Origin of the sequence: Vibrio sp. N418, assembly GCF_000222565.1 — a bacterium.
In the GTDB taxonomy this organism is placed as follows: Bacteria; Pseudomonadota; Gammaproteobacteria; order Enterobacterales; family Vibrionaceae; genus Vibrio; species Vibrio scophthalmi.
In genome coordinates this window covers 163,792-181,219 of record NZ_AFWD01000069.1, presented here as the reverse complement: position 1 = coordinate 181,219, position 17,428 = coordinate 163,792, and the positions used below count along the sequence as shown (strand labels likewise).

Annotated in this window: 15 protein-coding genes; 10 read left to right on the top strand and 5 right to left on the bottom strand. The window is 45.5% G+C overall.

Annotated elements, in window-relative coordinates; all coding sequences use genetic code 11:
- Positions 1 to 17: 17 nt before the first annotated feature.
- Complete coding sequence (locus RH86_RS15460; RefSeq protein WP_009387028.1) at positions 18 to 2,009, bottom strand: methyl-accepting chemotaxis protein; 1,992 nt, start codon at positions 2,007 to 2,009, stop codon at positions 18 to 20.
- A gap of 221 nt (positions 2,010 to 2,230) precedes the next feature.
- Here RH86_RS15460 and hinT point away from each other — a divergent pair, with 221 nt between their 5' ends.
- The 7 genes from hinT to RH86_RS15425 all read left to right on the top strand — a co-directional run bounded on the left by hinT (position 2,231) and on the right by RH86_RS15425 (position 8,461).
- Positions 2,231 to 2,581, top strand: a complete 351-nt coding sequence (gene hinT / locus RH86_RS15455; protein WP_005594716.1) for a purine nucleoside phosphoramidase — start codon at positions 2,231 to 2,233, stop codon at positions 2,579 to 2,581.
- A gap of 110 nt (positions 2,582 to 2,691) precedes the next feature.
- Positions 2,692 to 4,062, top strand: a complete 1,371-nt coding sequence (locus tag RH86_RS15450) for a COG3014 family protein (protein WP_190275919.1) — start codon at positions 2,692 to 2,694, stop codon at positions 4,060 to 4,062.
- Entirely contained in the window at positions 4,062 to 4,451 is a 390-nt protein-coding gene (locus RH86_RS15445; RefSeq protein ID WP_005594718.1) for a YcfL family protein, read from the top strand. The genes RH86_RS15450 and RH86_RS15445 overlap by 1 nt, the downstream gene beginning before the upstream one ends.
- A 62-nt stretch (positions 4,452 to 4,513) precedes the next feature.
- Positions 4,514 to 5,104, top strand: a complete 591-nt coding sequence (gene lpoB, locus RH86_RS15440) for a penicillin-binding protein activator LpoB (RefSeq protein WP_005594719.1) — start codon at positions 4,514 to 4,516, stop codon at positions 5,102 to 5,104.
- Between the two features lie 45 nt (positions 5,105 to 5,149).
- Entirely contained in the window at positions 5,150 to 6,001 is an 852-nt protein-coding gene (locus tag RH86_RS15435) for a phosphotransferase (RefSeq protein WP_009387026.1), read from the top strand.
- Positions 6,002 to 6,168: 167 nt separating this feature from the next.
- Complete coding sequence (ycfP, locus tag RH86_RS15430; protein ID WP_005594721.1) at positions 6,169 to 6,708, top strand: alpha/beta hydrolase YcfP; 540 nt, start codon at positions 6,169 to 6,171, stop codon at positions 6,706 to 6,708.
- Between the two features lie 463 nt (positions 6,709 to 7,171).
- Positions 7,172 to 8,461, top strand: coding sequence for an NAD(P)/FAD-dependent oxidoreductase (locus tag RH86_RS15425; protein ID WP_005594723.1), 1,290 nt, complete (start codon positions 7,172 to 7,174; stop codon positions 8,459 to 8,461).
- A 67-nt stretch (positions 8,462 to 8,528) separates the two neighbouring features.
- Here the strand turns inward: RH86_RS15425 and RH86_RS15420 are convergent, their stop codons facing one another.
- From RH86_RS15420 to RH86_RS15405, 4 genes are all read right to left on the bottom strand, one after another.
- Positions 8,529 to 9,068 carry a GNAT family N-acetyltransferase gene (locus RH86_RS15420; protein WP_009387025.1) on the bottom strand — a complete coding sequence of 180 codons (540 nt, stop codon included), beginning with the start codon at positions 9,066 to 9,068 and terminating at the stop codon, positions 8,529 to 8,531.
- Positions 9,069 to 9,255: 187 nt separating this feature from the next.
- Positions 9,256 to 10,023 (bottom strand): peptidoglycan binding protein CsiV, encoded by a 768-nt coding sequence (locus tag RH86_RS15415; protein WP_009387024.1) that lies wholly within the window; start codon positions 10,021 to 10,023, stop codon positions 9,256 to 9,258.
- A 36-nt stretch (positions 10,024 to 10,059) separates the two neighbouring features.
- Positions 10,060 to 13,524 (bottom strand): transcription-repair coupling factor, encoded by a 3,465-nt coding sequence (gene mfd / locus RH86_RS15410; RefSeq protein ID WP_009387023.1) that lies wholly within the window; start codon positions 13,522 to 13,524, stop codon positions 10,060 to 10,062.
- Between the two features lie 9 nt (positions 13,525 to 13,533).
- Positions 13,534 to 14,100, bottom strand: coding sequence for a hypothetical protein (locus RH86_RS15405; protein WP_009387022.1), 567 nt, complete (start codon positions 14,098 to 14,100; stop codon positions 13,534 to 13,536).
- A 176-nt stretch (positions 14,101 to 14,276) separates the two neighbouring features.
- On the opposite strand from RH86_RS15405, the gene lolC reads away from it, so the two are divergent.
- From lolC to lolE, 3 genes are read left to right on the top strand one after another with little or no spacing between them, the layout of a single operon-like run.
- Positions 14,277 to 15,485 carry a lipoprotein-releasing ABC transporter permease subunit LolC gene (gene lolC, locus RH86_RS15400; protein ID WP_038219770.1) on the top strand — a complete coding sequence of 403 codons (1,209 nt, stop codon included), beginning with the start codon at positions 14,277 to 14,279 and terminating at the stop codon, positions 15,483 to 15,485.
- Positions 15,478 to 16,164 (top strand): lipoprotein-releasing ABC transporter ATP-binding protein LolD, encoded by a 687-nt coding sequence (gene lolD, locus RH86_RS15395; protein WP_005594731.1) that lies wholly within the window; start codon positions 15,478 to 15,480, stop codon positions 16,162 to 16,164. Before lolC ends, lolD begins: the two co-directional genes overlap by 8 nt.
- The gene (gene lolE, locus RH86_RS15390) at positions 16,164 to 17,408 is read left to right on the top strand and encodes a lipoprotein-releasing ABC transporter permease subunit LolE (protein WP_009387020.1); all 1,245 of its coding nucleotides are present in this window, start codon (positions 16,164 to 16,166) and stop codon (positions 17,406 to 17,408) included. Before lolD ends, lolE begins: the two co-directional genes overlap by 1 nt.
- The last annotated feature ends 20 nt before the right edge of the window (positions 17,409 to 17,428 follow it).

Genomic DNA, 17,428 nt, shown 5'->3' with positions numbered 1-17,428 from the left:
TAGCTAAAAATTTACAATCACACCTTAAATCGGTGTACCAATTCGCCTTGTTGATTCGCCAATTGGGTTAGGCTACTACTGGTGTTCGCAATCTCCGCCATAGCGTGATAACTGGAATCTGCTATGCCGTTAATCTCTTCTATGCTTTGCGCGATTTCAGTTGCCGTTTGATTTTGTTCAACCGCAGCGCTGGAAATGTGCGCACTCATATGACTGATTTCTAAAATCAGAGATTGGATCTCTTCCATTGCACTATTGGCATTAGAAGCTTGATCAACGGACAGAGTCATATCATCCATACAGCTTTGAATCACACTGTTGGCAGACGTTGAACTGCTTTGTAGCGCGCTGATCATGTTTTCGATTTCAGAGGTGGATTCTGTGGTTCGTTGTGCCAGCACGCGGACTTCATCAGCCACCACGGCAAAACCACGGCCTTGCTCACCCGCACGCGCAGCTTCAATTGCCGCGTTCAAGGCCAGCAGATTGGTTTGTTCTGCGATGTTACGAATGACATCAAGAATAGAACCGATCTGGCTACTCATGTTTTGTAGTTCTTTCACCGCGTCAACGGACTGATTTAAGCGTGTTTCTAATTGGTTGATAGTGGTGATGTTGGTGCTCATGATTTGGCGACCTTGTTCAGATGCCAGTTCCACTTGTCCAACCATTTCGAGTGAGCTTTGAGCGCTCTGAGCCACTTCTTCAACCGAGTGCGACATCTGGTTCATCGCGGTTGCCACGCTGGCGGTTTGCTGACGCTGCTGATTGAGTTGTGATTGTGTACCAGTCAGTGTTTCTTGGTTGGTATTGGCGGTATGAGTAAGATCGTCAGATGCTTGATTTAAACGGACCAGAATATTGTGCAGGTTATCAGCCAAATCATTGATGTGGCCACTCACGCGGCTAAACTCGTTGTTGTAACGAATTTCAATGCGTTGAGTCATATCTCCACCGCTAAGCGCTTCTAGCGTTTTTAGGATGCGAGTGAGTGGCGTTCGCACGCTATGTGCGATGTGGTAACCGATACCTGCTGCAAGGGCAACGACAACCAGACAGAGGAAAATGGAACGAACTAAGCCTGAGTCATAAACCTTGCCCGCTTCGACCAAAGAAGCATTTAGGCCGTTCTGCGCGGTTTCACTGAATGAATTCAACAGCGCCATTGAGGTGTCGACTTCTTTGGTTAGGTTGGCGATGTTGCTGTATAGCGCTTGACGGGAAAGTAGGTAGTTATTGTGTTGATCGAGTACGCCACCTTTTTGGCCAATATCAATAGTGAACTGATTTACAGGCGCATCAAACTTCTCTTTCAGTGATGGCAGTTGGGTTAATAGGCCGCGGTATGAATAGTTAAGGTGCGTGACTGCTTTTTTGTTTTTCGCGACGGCTTTGGCCACAAATTCGGTGTCACTGCTTGCCAATGCATCAGAAGTGATCACTTCTGCGTCTTTCAATTTTTCAAAATAGCTGCGAGCCATCACTTTAACAGCGATCTTATCTTGGTCATCCACATACTCTTTCATTCCTGAGCTAAGCTCGGCATGTAAGCGTTGGAATTGACGTGTTGACTGTTGAACTAATTCTTGTGCTTCAAACATATTGCGATAGTTATCCATCGCATCCGCCGCTTCAGCGAAGTAACGCTGTTCCATCGCTTTTACTTGTTCGATACGTTCAATGAGCTCAGGGCTAGTCGCACTTGCTTGTTCAAGGTCGATTAAAGTTTGATCGAAGTGGGCTTTGGCATCGATAAATTCGCCATGAATGACGTCCATACGCTCAAAGCTCTGCGTGGTTAAATAGTCTTTGAAAAGTTTATCAGCTGTTAGCAATGCCACATTGGTTCGGTTAGACATTGAGACGAGCGGCAGAGATGTGTTGGTGACACTCGCGAAATTTTGATGAATTTGTTCCATTCCACGTAATGCTAAAATAGTGGATACTGCGAACATCAAAATGATCAATGCAAAGCCAGCGTACATCCTCCTGATCACTGAACCTTTCATAGACCTCTCCTTGTTTGAATAATTTATAATGAAAATTATCAGACTTAGGACACTTGTATTGATATCGAGACACGCTTTTTATGACGCACAAGACAAAAAAAATTTTCTAGTAAAGAAATCTGAGTGGTTTAGGTTAAATGAACGTTGTTTTTTATTGTGATTTTGCGAAGCATGACGCATACTCATTCGACTATTTAGTTAAGTAAGTTTATGGAGCCACCATGGCCGAAGAGACCATTTTTAGCAAAATTATTCGTAAAGAAATTCCTGCCGATGTCGTTTATCAAGACGAATTAGTGACGGCGTTTCGTGATATTAATCCACGCGCACCTAAGCACATTTTAATCGTACCAAACAAGCTGATCCCAACGGTCAATGATATTGAATCCGACGATGAAATGGCGATGGGTAGAATGTTTACCGTGGCTAAAAAATTGGCGAAAGAAGAAGGTATCGATCAAGACGGTTACCGTTTAATCGTGAATTGCAATTCACACGGTGGTCAAGAGGTGTATCACATTCATATGCATTTAGTGGGCGGTTGTCCATTAGGCCCTCTTTTGATGAACTAAACTGCACTTTATGTGGTCTACCAAAAAGCACGACATAACGACGTGCTTTTTCTTTTAATAAAATGGAGTGCGAATTGAAACTAACTATTCGACTCAAGCCAGTTCGACTCATGCTGGTCATCAGCAGCTCTGTTCTGCTTTCCGCTTGTGCTAACTTCTCAGCCGGTAATTTATTTAGCCACTATAGCGCGCAAAATGAATCGGTGTATCAATCTGTTAAGCGCGGTGATTATCTCCAAGCGAAAGAAGAACTGCCGGAAGATATCGCTGGCGAGATCCTAGATAATTTCGAAAAAGGCCGCGTTTACCTGCTTAACAAAGATTATCAACAAAGCCAAGACGCTTTAGAGTTAAGTGATCGCGCGGTGAGAGTTGAGCAGGACAAAGCGGTGATATCACTCTCGGACACGGCGTCGAGTGTCGGTTCATTAGCCGTCAACGATAATCTCAAAATCTACCAACCTGCTGATTATGAATTAGGCTTTCTCCATCTATACTTAGGTTTAAATTACGTTAAAGCGAATCAACTTGATGACGCGCTAGTGGAAATGCGCCGTGCCAATCAAGTGCAAGAGCAGGCGCGTAAAGAGCGTGAAAGAGCACTAGAGTCAGCGGAAAAAGAGATGAAGTCGCAAGGCCTCACTCCTAATCTTGGTAGCGTGTTAGCGAATTATCCTGATGCGGGCAAAACGCTACAGGCAGTACAAAACGCCTATTTAATGTATGTGTCGGCCCTGTTGTATGAAGCCGACAATGACTTAAATAGCGCCTATGTTGATTATCGCCGTGCATTGGCTGTGATGCCAGATAATCGCAGTGTGATTGACGGTACGATGCGTGTGGCAAAACGTTTAGGGATGCGGGATGATTTACTTCAACTCGAAAGACGTTATGGTAAAGCGCAGAACTTAGCTAAAGGACAAGCGAGAGTGATCGTCTTACAAGAGCAAGATGTGGTCGAAGCTCTGCAAGGCTGGAAATTATCTTTACCGCTTTATGACAGTCGCGGTAATGGCGCGCTGTATTCTTTGGCTTTACCTTATTACCCATCGAACAATGCGCTACGTTTTGTAACGCCAAGATTGAATCATCAAGGGTTATCACAAGATTTACTGACCGATGTGAATTTAATGGCTCAGCGTGATTTGTCAGAACGAATGCCAAATATCGTGATTCGCCAAGCATTACGTGTGGTGGCTAAAGATCAATTACGTAAAGAAGCCGCTCAAGGCGACGACGTGGGTAACTTAATATTCAATGTTTGGAACACGCTCACTGAGCAGCCAGATACGCGCAGTTGGCAAACCTTGCCAGCTTCAGTTTATAGCAGTTCGACGGTGGTAAATGCCGGCGAGCAGCAACTTGATATCAATGGACAGTTATACAACTTCAATGTGCCGCAAGGACAAACGGCGTTGGTATGGCTGTCTCGTCAGGGAAATAACGCCACACTGTGGCATAAGCAACTAGGAAGATTGTAATGAAGAAATTCGTTTTAGTGATCTTATCAATGTTTGCCATTGCAGCTTGTACTACTAATACATCGGGTCTGCGTATTGATGGTGGCTCGCACAGAGTTCTGTTTGCTGATTCATCCATGTCACGCAGCTTGAACGTGGATGACATCACGACCACAACGGTAGATGGTCATGCGCAAGGTATTGTGAGTTTAACGAATAATCTCAGTAGCGATCTTGACCTGCTATACCGTTTTTATTGGTATAACGATCAAGGTTTAGAGGTCAATACCAAGGTAGGAAACTGGCGACGTTTGATTATTCGCGGTGCCGAGACGCGCTCTATATCTGAAGTATCGGTCAATCCTGACGCGACGCAATTTCGCGTACAAATTCGAAGAAACAACGATTGAAAACGGTGGGAACTAAAGTGCTAACGCTTTGGTCAAACTGAAAAATAATGAAGGAAAGTATCATGAAAAAAAGTGTCATTGCACTGTTGGGCTTAGCGGTTGTGTTGGGCGGGTGTTCAAACCAAGTTAGCTATGGTGATGCACAAGCTGTGGAGACCACTACCATCGATTTCGGCTCAACAGATTTACAGACCATCGCTGGCGAAATGGTGGATAGCATGCTGAACTCAGGTTCTGTTGCTGCGATTACTCGTGATTCGCGTCCTATCGTGTTTGTTGAGCGTATTAAAAATAAAACCAGTGAGCATATTGATACCGAGTCGATCACCGACAGTATCAGTACTAAAATGCTTAACTCAGGTAAATTCCGTTTTGTCGACATGGATCGTGTAGAAGCGGTACGTGACCAACTAAACTTCCAAAACAACGATGAGTTAGTCAATCAAAGCAATGCGATTCAATTTGGTAAAATGGTCGGCGCGCAATACATGCTGTATGGCAACCTTTCAAGCATTGCAAAATCAGCAGGTAGTGATAAAGACGTTTACTACAAAATGACCATGCGTTTGATGGATCTTGAGTCTGGCCTGATTGAATGGGCGGATGAAACAGAAATCCGCAAACAAGAATCAAAAAGCTTTTTGGGCTTGTAGTTATTAGCCAATATACGATTGGCATAAAAGAGCAAGGAACGACTTATGGCACGAATGTCATGGAATGAAGCTTGTCAGCTAGACCGCACATTGCTGTCATTAGATCGTTTCTTTGCTATGCCTCCTAACTATGGGCAAACCCTAACAGGGGGCTTAACCAATCGTTGTTGGAAAGTGGTAGAGGATAGTGGTAAGGCCTATGTTTGGCGGCCAAATACACATATAACCAAAGCTTTTTCAATTTCACGTTTTCAAGAATATCAGATTCTTGCTTCAATCGAGTCTGCGGGTATTAGCCCAAAACCGATTCATATCAATGACCAAGGTCTGTTGGTTGAATGGTTAGAAGGCCAAGCTCTCACTGATACACTCAGCGTTGAGCAGTTACTTGACGCCCTTGTCGCTGTCCATTCCTTATCAACGACACGAATTCCTGTCGCTCCATTTAGTTTTACCGCTCGTGTTGATCATTATTGGATGCAACTGAAACCAGAGTTGAAGACTGAAGTATATCAAACCATCTACCGTGACTGGCGCAATGCGCCGAGTTTAGCCGATGTTGGCCACACCTTATGCCATTTTGATCTTGCTGGTTACAACATGGTGGCGAGTGAGCAGGGGGCAAAAATCATTGATTGGGAATACGCAACGATTGGCGATCCGCGCTTAGATCTTACTTTAAGTATCGATGTGGCAGGCGTTGACGAAATGGATGCAATTCAACGCTATTGCCAGCAACGTGAGCTAGAAGGGATCGACGACTGGGTTGAAGGCGTGAGAGCGTGGCGACCTCGTGCGACCATGATGGCGATGCTTTGGTACTTACTTGCGTATCAATTGTGGGGGGATGAGCATTATTTTCAGCAGGCTGAGATCCTTAAACAGCAGTTCGCTTAACCACAGTTTTGCTGTTGAGATCACTGTTTCGTAGTAGGCAAGCAAGAATATGGTTTCTCTCCCTTTAAAACCTTAGCTTTCGTGTTAGATTAAATTACGTTTGTTGCATTTAAGTGAGCTTTTCGTGAGCTGGCGTTTAAACAAACCGATTAGAATAAGGAAATAACATGATCATCTATTTACATGGCTTCGACTCTACCAGCCCAGGTAACCACGAAAAAATTCTTCAATTGCAGTTTATTGATGATGATGTCCGTTTCATCAATTACAGCACGCTTCACCCTAAGCATGATATGCAGCATCTACTCAAAGAAGTGCATAAAGTGATTGAGCAGTCAGACGATAAAAATCCCATTATTTGTGGGGTAGGGCTTGGGGGCTTTTGGTCTGAACGCGTTGGTTTCTTATGCGGTATTAAACAGGTCATTTTCAACCCAAACTTGCATCCAGAACGCACAATGCAAGGCCGTATTGATCGTCCTGAAGAGTATGATGATATTGCGACCAAATGTGTGCAAGAGTTTCGCGTTAAAAATAACAAACGCTGTTTAGTGATTTTGTCACGCGAAGATGAAATTCATAATAACCAAATTACAGCGCAAGAGCTGGATGGGTACTACGATGTCATCTGGGATGAAAAACAGAGTCATAAATTCAGTAAAATCTCACAGCACTTACAAGCGATTAAGGCTTTCAAAGAGAGCTGATCCTACCGTTATTTAAAGCTTGGCTTGACGCAAACGACGTTCCTTCAACGTCGTTTTTGTTTTTCTATACCTTAAGAGGCCTTAAATAGATACTTCAGATTGTCGTCTCAGCGATGATAATCATAGATTTTAAGCACCTCGTTACATAAAACCATACAGATTATAGTGAGTTTTTCTCATTCTCTAGTTGCGCAGTGCGTTTTGCTCTATATAATGAGTAAAATAAAATTTATTTGATAAATATCAAAAAAAATTGAGAGCGAGTGAAAAAACTTGCCCAATATTGCTGGTTGAGGCGTGTTTTTGCCCGATGAGCAAGCGACTGATACAGTCTTTCAATCCAAATACGTGTTTCATTGAGTGAACCTCTATCGCGGCGTAAGCGCGAGCTAAAAATATTTCTTCAGTTTGCAGTGCGAACTGACTCAATTTCTTAGTTTTATTATTTTAGAGGATAGTTGCTGTGACACGAATTATCGTAGTAGGTGGCGGCGCAGGCGGTTTAGAGCTTGCGACCAAACTAGGCCGTACACTTGGCCGCAAAGGTCGTGCGAACATTACTTTGGTTGACCGTAAGGCGAGCCATTTGTGGAAACCACTGTTGCATGAAGTGGCGACCGGTTCGTTAGACGAAGGGGTTGATGCATTGAGCTACCGTGCTCATGCGAAAAATCACCACTTTGATTTTCAGCTTGGTAGTCTGCAAGACATCGATCGCGAGCGCAAAGTGATCATCCTTTCTGAATTGAAAGATGAGCAAGGTGAGTTGTTAATGCCAAGCCGTGAGCTTGAGTACGATATTTTGGTACTCGCGATCGGTTCAACATCGAATGATTTCAACACGCCGGGTGTCCGTGAAAACTGTATCTTCCTAGATAGCCCTGAACAAGCTCATCGCTTCCGTACAAACATGAACAATGAGTTCCTTAAGCTGCACGCCAAAAATGGTCAAGGCACAGTGGATATTGCGATTGTTGGCGCGGGTGCAACGGGTGTTGAATTATCGGCTGAGCTACATAACGCAGTTAAAGAGCTACGTACTTACGGCTTTGGTGACCTGGATTCAAGCAAACTAAACGTGAGCCTTGTGGAAGCCGGTGAGCGTATCCTTCCTGCATTGCCACCACGTATCTCTGGTGCGGCGCATCAAGAGTTAACGAAGCTTGGTGTGAATGTACGTACCGCGACCATGGTAACTCAAGCGGACAAAGATGGCTTAACAACCAAAGATGGTGAAAAGATCCATGCGCAAATCATGGTGTGGGCTGCTGGTATTAAAGCACCTGATTTCATGAAAGAAATTGGTGGTCTGGAAAGTAACCGTATTAACCAATTGGTGGTAAAAGATACTTTGCAAACCACTCGTGATGACAACATTTTTGTTATCGGTGATTTAGCGCAATGTACGCAACCTGATGGTTCATTTGTACCGCCACGCGCTCAAGCTGCGCACCAAATGGCTAGCCGTGCGTTTAGCAATATTGTCGCTAAACTAACCGGTCGTGAGCTGAAAGCGTATGTCTACAAAGATAATGGTTCTTTAGTCTCGCTAAGCCGTTTCTCGACGGTGGGTAGCCTGATGGGCAACCTGACCAAAGGATCGATGATGATCGAGGGACGTATTGCTCGCGTGGTGTACATTTCACTGTACCGTATGCACCAAATGGCGCTGCACGGTGTGTTTAAAACCGCCCTGATTATCTTGATGGGCCGTATTAACCGCGTGTTACGCCCGAACTTGAAGCTTCACTAAGCCGATGTTCTAGACATAAAAAAAAGAGTGCCAATGGCACTCTTTTTTTATGTCTAAATGATGGGTATTAACTGGGTATAACAGAATAGACCGCCCCACACTTAGGTTTGCCATTAAAGATAAAACGGTTCTCAGCATAGGTTTCAAATTTGGCACCACAGGCAAGTGCTAATTTTTGACTCGCAAGATTATTAGGATCACAAACCACTTCTAGCCGAGTCAGTTTTAAAATACCAAAACAAAACTCAATCAATGCGTCGAGCGCTTTGCGGCCATAGCCCTGCTGTTGGAATTCATCGGCAATCCAATAACCTAGACTGGCCATATTGAAGGTTTGGTAAAACTCATTAATCGCCACCATTCCAATTAACACATCGTCACTGCGTCGGAAAATCCCAAAACCATACGCATCCGATTTAACCCAATTTAAACGCGTCGCTAATAGAAAGCGTTCTGCATCTTTAGCGCTAAACTCGCTATGACACCAATCCACCCAGTGGTGAAGCTTTGGAGATCGGACAATGAGGCGCTCAAGCTGGCGGCTCTCTTCGGCATCGATTAGGCGTAACGTAAACTCAGTGGTAATAATTTGGTAGTCAGGACTCATAGGTGATCACAATTAACCGCAGTGAATGGTGAGTATATACCGAAATAAAGAGGGGTGTTGTGAAGCGCTCGTTGTTCGTGTTTGGCGCAAGTTATACGGCTTCGAAAAATAAAAACGCCCTCTAAGGTAGAGGGCGTTATTTGATATTGCTACTGCGTGTTAGATCAAGCGATCAAGAGTCGTTGCATCAGTTGACGCGACGCACTTGAATGATCATGCCCAGTAATGGGTGGTCAAGGAAGTGGGTTTCACCGCTGCGCATGCGACGTTTTTGATCCATGCGATAGCTTTTAAGAAACTCTTCGGTATGGACTGTCGGTGTAATCTCAGTCATCAAACCCGCTTGAACCGTGTTGTCTGTGCTAAAAGTTGCGGTTTCACCAATCTCAATTTCGCGATCTTCCAGAATGATGTCACGTACACTTGGCTCTTTTAAGTCCATTTGAACATCAGCATACAGATAGTGTTCAACGTAAATCTGTAACTTACCATCAAGCTCATACAGCGGTTTAGGGATGGTGTGCTCGGTTACGCCATCAATGACGGATTCATTGCCTAGGCCAATGGGTGAACCATCAGGATTAAATTGACCAGAGTAGTCTTTACCCGCCGTGATATGGAATATCGGGGCTGATAAGCGACCTTGATCACCTTGGCGCCACGCTTTATGCATTAACACTTGAAAACCAGCGTGATTACGCAGTTTTTGTGCTTGAGCATCGAGCTTATAGTTTGCGCGAGAAAGCATCTGAACGCCTTTACGAGCGCGGTAGTTGGTGTCACCAAAGCTACCTACTTTATCCATAGTGATCTCAGGCAGAGTGTTTGGCCACGATTCAGTAACTTTCTCTGCATCCACTGCGCGTTTAAATATGATCACTTCGACATCAAATTGTCGCTGCGCCAAGCTTGGCATAGCAACAAAGAAGAGAAGCAGTGCGATCAGCTTTTTCATCACAACTCCGTATTTGGGTAGCTTTACCCAAAATATCTAATCTTGTTTTGGTAATAAATTTTGCTGGAATTCAGCCAGCATGTCAGTAACAAATTGAATTCTTTGCCGTCTATCCGCTAATGATACAATAAACTTGAACTTAGTTGGTCCTTCCATTGCGAATTTCTGTGGCTGAGATTGTAACAGTCTAACCAAATACATGGGATTTATGTCAGCATCAGGATAGAACTCAATATAGCCGCCCTTGTCATGAGCTTCAATTTTCTTCACTTTTAGCTGCGCTGCGGCCAGTTTAAGCTCAGCAACGGAGAGTAGATTTTTCGCCGCATCGGGTAGTAAACCAAAGCGATCGATCAATTCTACCTTTAAGTTGTTGAGATCATCTTTATCAGCCACACTTGCGATCTGCTTATACATTGACAAGCGTGTGTTCACATCTGGGATATAGTCTTCAGGCAGCAAGGCTGGGATGCGCATTTCAACTTCGGTTTGCTCACGCAGTAAGTCATCGAGTGACGGCTCTTTGCCTTCACGTAGTGCTTCTACCGCTTGCTCCAGCATTTCCATGTAGAGGGTAAAACCGACCGACTGGATTTGACCGCTTTGTTCATCACCAAGCAATTCACCCGCGCCACGAATTTCTAAATCGTGGGTTGCCAGAGTAAAGCCAGCCCCCAAGTCTTCCAATGAAGCAATCGCATCAAGGCGCTTGATTGCGTCTTTGGTCATCGCTTTAGGATGAGGCGTGAGCAAATAGGCATACGCTTGGTGGTGTGAACGTCCTACACGGCCGCGCAATTGGTGCAACTGCGCCAAACCAAGGTTGTCTGCGCGATCCATAATGATGGTGTTGGCGGTTGGTACATCAATACCAGTCTCGATAATGGTGGTACATACGAGCAAGTTAAAGCGTTGGTGATAGAAATCGTTCATCACTTTTTCTAGTTCACGTTCGCGCATTTGTCCATGAGCGACGGTGACACGAGCTTCTGGGACTAACTTCTCTAAATCCTCGGCGACCTTATCGATGGTTTCCACTTGATTGTGTAAGAAGTAGATTTGGCCACCACGCATAATTTCACGCAAAATAGCTTCGCGGATCACAGTGTCTTCACGTTGACGGACAAAGGTTTTGATTGCTAAACGGCGCGCTGGTGGTGTGGCGATGATCGAGAGATCGCGCATGCCACTCATCGCCATGTTAAGCGTACGTGGGATTGGCGTTGCAGTTAACGTCAGAATGTCGACATCCGCACGCATCGCTTTCATTTTCTCTTTCTGGCGAACACCAAAGCGGTGTTCTTCGTCAACAATCAGCAGGCCAAGATCTTTAAAGATGATGTCATTGGACAGTAGCTTGTGTGTACCAACCACAAGGTCGACTTTGCCATCCGCAATGTCTTGCAACACCAGCTTTTGCTCTTTGGCGCTTTTAAAGCGCGACAGTACTTCGACGCGAATTGGTAAATTGGCAAAGCGGTCACGGAAGTTCTCATAGTGCTGTTGGGCAAGCAGTGTGGTCGGCACGAGTACCGCGACTTGTTTGCCGTTGTCGGTGGCGACAAACGCCGCGCGCATTGCGACTTCGGTTTTACCAAAACCAACATCACCACACACTAAGCGGTCCATGGCTTTGGCTTGGCACATGTCTGACATCACAGCGTTGATGGCCATGCTTTGGTCATCAGTCTCCTCAAAGGGGAAGCCGGCTTTAAAGGTCGCGTATTGACCTCGATCTAGCGCAAACTTGTAGCCAGGCTTGAGTTCGCGTTTGGCATACACATCGAGCAGTTCGGCCGCTACATCACGCACTTTTTCTGCTGCTTTGCGGCGCGCTTTGGTCCACGCTTCTCCACCTAGTTTATGCAGAGGTGCGCTGTCTTCAGCACCACCGGAATAACGGCTAATTAGATTCAGTGATGCAACAGGAACGTACAGTTTGGCTTCGTTTTGATACTCAAGCGTCACGTATTCGGTGATCATGCCGCCCGCTTCAAGCGTTTGTAAACCAAGATAGCGGCCGATACCGTGATCAATATGTACCACCGGTTGGCCGGGTTTTAGTTCCGCAAGATTGCGAATAACTGCATCGCTATTGGTCGCTTTGCGATCTTTTCGGCGGCGCTGGATAACGCGATCACCCAGCAAATCACTTTCACAGATGAAGGCAATTTGATTGTCGCCATAAAGGAAGCCATGTTCGGCAGCACCAATGACGAGGGTGAATTTCTCTTTGTGGGCGAGAGCCTCGCAGAAGCTGGCACATTCAATCGGGCGCAGCTTGATCCGTTGGAGTAGTTCTAACAACGCTTCACGGCGACCTTCAGATTCAACCGAGAAGATAATCTTACCGTTGTAGCCTTCGCTAAATTGACGCAGCGTGGCCATTGGTTCTTTATTTTGATGTTGAACGGTGAGTTCAGGTAGCGCCGTTATGTCTGGATTTTGGCGACCTTGCTTTCTCTTAACCGTATCAACGCTAAGCAGTGCTTGTGGCAGTGCTTTAAATTGGGCGAATAACTCGTCCTTTTTCAGCCACAATTCATGGGGCGGAAGTAACGGGCGTAATGGATCGACTTTGCGTTGCTCGTAGCGATAGTCAACATCGATGAGGAATTGGTCGATCGCTGATTCAATATCGCCAACCGCAATTAACTGACTGTTGTCGGGGATATAGTCAAACAGCGTTTCCGTATGCTCAAAGAACAACGGTTGCCAATATTCGATGCCTGCAGGCCAAGTGCCTTTGCTAACTTGCATGTAGACAGATTCAGGTTCACGACGCGCTTCGAATCGCTGACGCCAACGAATGCGGAAATCTTCAATCGCGCTTTCTGAGGTTGGAAATTCATGAGCAGGTAGCAAGCGAATTTCACTAACGTCAGTAATGGAACGTTGATTCTCTGGATCAAAGGTGCGAATGGTATCAATTTCGTCATCGAAGAAGTCGATGCGGTAGGGATCGTTTGACCCCATCGGGAACAAATCAATGATTGAACCACGGCTAGCATACTCACCTGGACCAAAGACTTGATCGACATGGCGGTAACCCGATTTTTCTAACTGTAGACGCAGCTTTTCAAGTGAGAATAGATCACCGGTTTTTACCATTAATGTGTGCTGCATTAAGAAATCGCGTGGCGATTGGCGTTGCAACAGAGTATTAATCGGTACGATGGTGATGCCGTCACTTTGGGTCGGCAATTGATAGAGCCTTGCGATACGATCAGAGATGATCTCTTGGTGAGGTGAAAAATTATCGTATGGCAGGGTTTCCCAGTCAGGGAATAGACGCACGGTATGCTCAGTGAACTGCTCCAACTCTTGTTGCAGTTTTAGTGCGCTTTGCGGATCTGGCGTCGCTAACAACGTATGACCAGCGTGTTGCTCTGCTAACTCAGCAATGGCAAGAGCCAGTGCTGAGCCTGGTAAATTGCCAACGAATTTCTTATCGCCAGCACCTTGTGGATTTACAAGGTTAAGTAATGATGGTTTTGACATGTTGTTACGCTATTTTTCGCGGTTTAGAGAGCGCTGTCTTAGCAATTTTTGTTGTTGATAAAGGGCGGCCTTTATTAACAAATCTTGGTCTAAATCGCGGAGTAGGTCGTACTTGACGGAAATCACATACTGCTGGTTTTCTTGCGTGCATTGAGTCACGGAGCCATAACAATAAATGGCGGCAGCAGGATGGTCGAGAAACAATTTAATGCGCAGCTTTTGACCGATGTTTAAAGCGTTTTCGGCTTGATAGCTAAACTGACTTGCACCAAAGGTTAGTGTTTGATGACGAAGTGTAGGATCATCTTGCTGCGATAACATAAAGGTTAGCAGAAGATTGAGCTTACTATTTTGGGTGTCTAACAATTGAATGACGTGTTTAAAATCATTGCTTTTAAGTTCTGCACGAGCGGCATCATTCAGTTGGTCTAGAAAGCTGAACTCACTGGCGACCAGAAATGGTGCGGGGATTTCAGTCTCAAATTGGTCGAAGGTCGGATAAGGCGCATCTTCTGCCAAGGCTTCGACATTGGCGATCATTTGATAATGAACGGAGAAATATTCTTGGTCAGACATGCAACTTTTCCTTCTATTGATGTTCTGATTATCGTCATACACGGCAACTAATCAAGGTATGTCATTGTTATCGGCGACTTAATTGCTAAATTTAACCGTGAAATGGCAATTTAACGCTATCAGCCCTTTAAATTAACCGTTACAGTATTCGTCATTATTTGGCTTTGGTTTTTGTTATGTTTCATCCAGTGTCGACCTATATTGGATTGCGCTACTTACGTGGCCGCTCTGGTGATAGGTTTAGCCGTTTTGTTTCTTATATGTCGACGGCCGGTATCACGATTGGTGTGATGTCTTTGGTGACCGTGCTCTCGGTCATGAATGGTTTTGAAGGCCAACTTAAAGGCCGTATCCTTGGTGTTCTGCCGCAGGCAATTGTTTCTCATGATGATGGTAAAACACCACGCAGTGAGAGCGCACCGGAATTTATTCAAGCGATGTCGAGCGCCGGCCATCCAGAGCCGATTGTGCAAAGTGAAGCGGTGATTCAAAGTGCTAAAAAACTTAGCGCAGGTTTGCTGATTGGCATTGAGCCGGGCGAACATGATCCGATTGAAAAACACTTGATTGCAGGCCGTCTATCGGAGCTGCAAGCGGGTAAGTACCAACTTTTTCTCGGCAGTTCATTGGCGCGTTCAATGGATTTATCTCCGGGTGATAAAGTACGTTTGATGGTGACCAGCGCCAGTCAATTCACTCCTCTTGGCCGTATTCCTAGCCAGCGTATTTTCACTGTCGCGGGGATTTACAATACGGGGTCTGATGTTGATGGCCAGTTGATGCTGACGCATCTTGATGATGCTGCGCGCTTGATGCGTTTGAATAAAGAGACGATGACAGGATGGCGTTTGTTTTTTGATGACCCATTTGTGGTCAGCGATATGAGTAAACAACCCCTGCCAGAAGGCTGGCAATGGCAAGATTGGCGTGCGCAACGAGGTGAACTGTTCCAAGCAGTACGCATGGAGAAAAACATGATGGGCTTAATGCTTGGCCTGATTGTTGGCGTCGCAGCATTTAACATTGTTTCTGCACTCATTATGGTGGTGATGGAAAAACAAGCCGAAGTGGCTATCTTGAAAACTCAAGGCATGACAGATCGCCAAGTGATGGCCATTTTTATGGTGCAAGGCGCGAGCAGTGGTGTGGTCGGTGCCGTGATTGGTGGCGGACTTGGTGTGCTCCTCTCGGCAAATTTAAATAGCTTATTAGAGAGTGCGGGTATTGCTTTGTTTTCATTTGGTGGTTCATTGCCTGTGGTAATTAACCCGCTGCAAATATTGGTTGTCGTTTCTTTGGCTGTGATGCTCAGCCTACTGGCAACACTGTTTCCTTCTTATCGAGCATCGTCTGTTAAACCTGCTGAGGCATTAAGATATGAGTGATTTACTACAGTGTCGTGATGTAACCAAGATTTATCATGAAGGGGCGCTGGAAACTCAAGTTTTGAAAGGCGTCAGCTTTGATTTGAAACGCGGCGAACTGGTCTCAATTATTGGTACCTCTGGCTCGGGTAAAAGTACCTTACTGCATGTGTTAGGCGCTTTAGATGACACCAGTGCCGGACAAGTGACTTTCTTAGGGCAAGAATTGTCCAAGCTCAGCTCAAATAAGCAAGCCAAGTTGCGTAATAAGCACTTGGGCTTCGTCTACCAGTTTCATCATTTGTTGGCCGATTTTAGCGCGTTAGAAAATGTCGCAATGCCCTTGTTGATTGGTGGTATGAAAGTGGCTGAAGCGAAGCAAAAAGCGCTCGCGTTGCTCGATAAAGTCGGTCTTTCTCATCGCGTTGAGCATCGGCCATCGGAATTGTCAGGTGGTGAACGCCAACGTGTCGCGATTGCCCGAGCCTTGGTGAATAGTCCTGACCTAGTGTTAGCGGACGAGCCGACTGGCAATCTTGACCATAAAACTGCGCTGGCGATCTACGATTTGATGCGAGAGTTAAATCAGGAGTCCGGTACCGCGTTTTTAGTCGTAACTCACGATGGTGAGTTAGCTGGAAAGATGGATCGTCAACTGCATATGAAAGATGGTTTGTTGGTTGATGTGGAGGGTGTGTAGTGTTCTCTTCACTTTCCTTGTTTATTGGTCGACGTTTTAGCCGCGCTAAGCAGCGCAATAAAATGGTGTCGTTTATTTCACTCTCATCGACCATCGGTATTGCGGTGGGCGTGGCGGTGATCATCATTGGTTTATCGGCAATGAACGGCTTTGAACGTGAATTGAAAGATCGCGTTTTATCCGTGATTCCCCATGGTGAATTTGAAGGGGTGCATGGCGCAATTCAAAATTGGCAGAACTTGCTGAACCAAGCAGAAAAACATCCTCAAATTGAAGCGGCAGCGCCTTATGTCAAACTGACCGCACTTGCTGAGCGTGGCCAGCAGCTTAAAGCGATTGAAGTACGTGGTATTGATCCTGATAAAGAGTCTTTGGTCTCTAACTTGAGTCAGTTTATCGATCAAAAGAGTTGGCAGGCATTTCAAGCTGGACAACAACAAGTGATCCTTGGTCAAGGTGTCGCAGAGCGATTAAATGCGCAAGTAGGCGATTACATTAGTCTACTGATCCCATCGTCGGGCAGCGCTAGTAAAGTACAAACACCGAAACGCGTGCGTGTAAAGGTGGTGGGGTTACTCAAGTTGAATGGTCAGATAGACCATAACCTTGCTTTGATCCCGTTAGCGGACGCGCAAAGTTATGCCAAATTAGGCAATGGTGTCTCGGGTGTCTCAGTACGCGTGACTGATGTATTAGATGCCTTGCCAATCATTCGTGAAGTGGGTAATACCCTAAATGAAGTGGTCTATTTACGTTCTTGGCAGAGCAAATATGGTTACCTTTATCGTGATATCCAGTTAGTTCGGACCATTATGTACTTGGTGATGGTTCTGGTGATTGGTGTTGCCAGTTTCAACATTGTCTCTACCTTGATGATGGCAGTCAAAGACCGCGCCGCAGAGATCGCCATTTTGCGCACCATGGGCGCCACCGATGGTTTAGTGAAGCGCATTTTTGTCTGGCAGGGCGTCTTTTCTGGTGTATTAGGCAGTCTTTTTGGTAGCGTGGTTGGCGTGCTGGTTGCGCTGAATCTCACCCCTATCATTAAAAGCCTCGAAGCACTGATTGGCCATCAATTTCTCTCTGGGGATATCTACTTTGTCGATTTCTTGCCTTCACAAGTGCTGTCGAGTGATGTGCTGTTGGTCTCGGGCACGGCGGTGGTTTTAAGTTTACTTGCGACTTGGTATCCTGCTTCTCGTGCCAGTCAATTGAACCCAGCGGCGGTATTAAGTGCCAAATAGTGGATTGCTGTAATAATCAT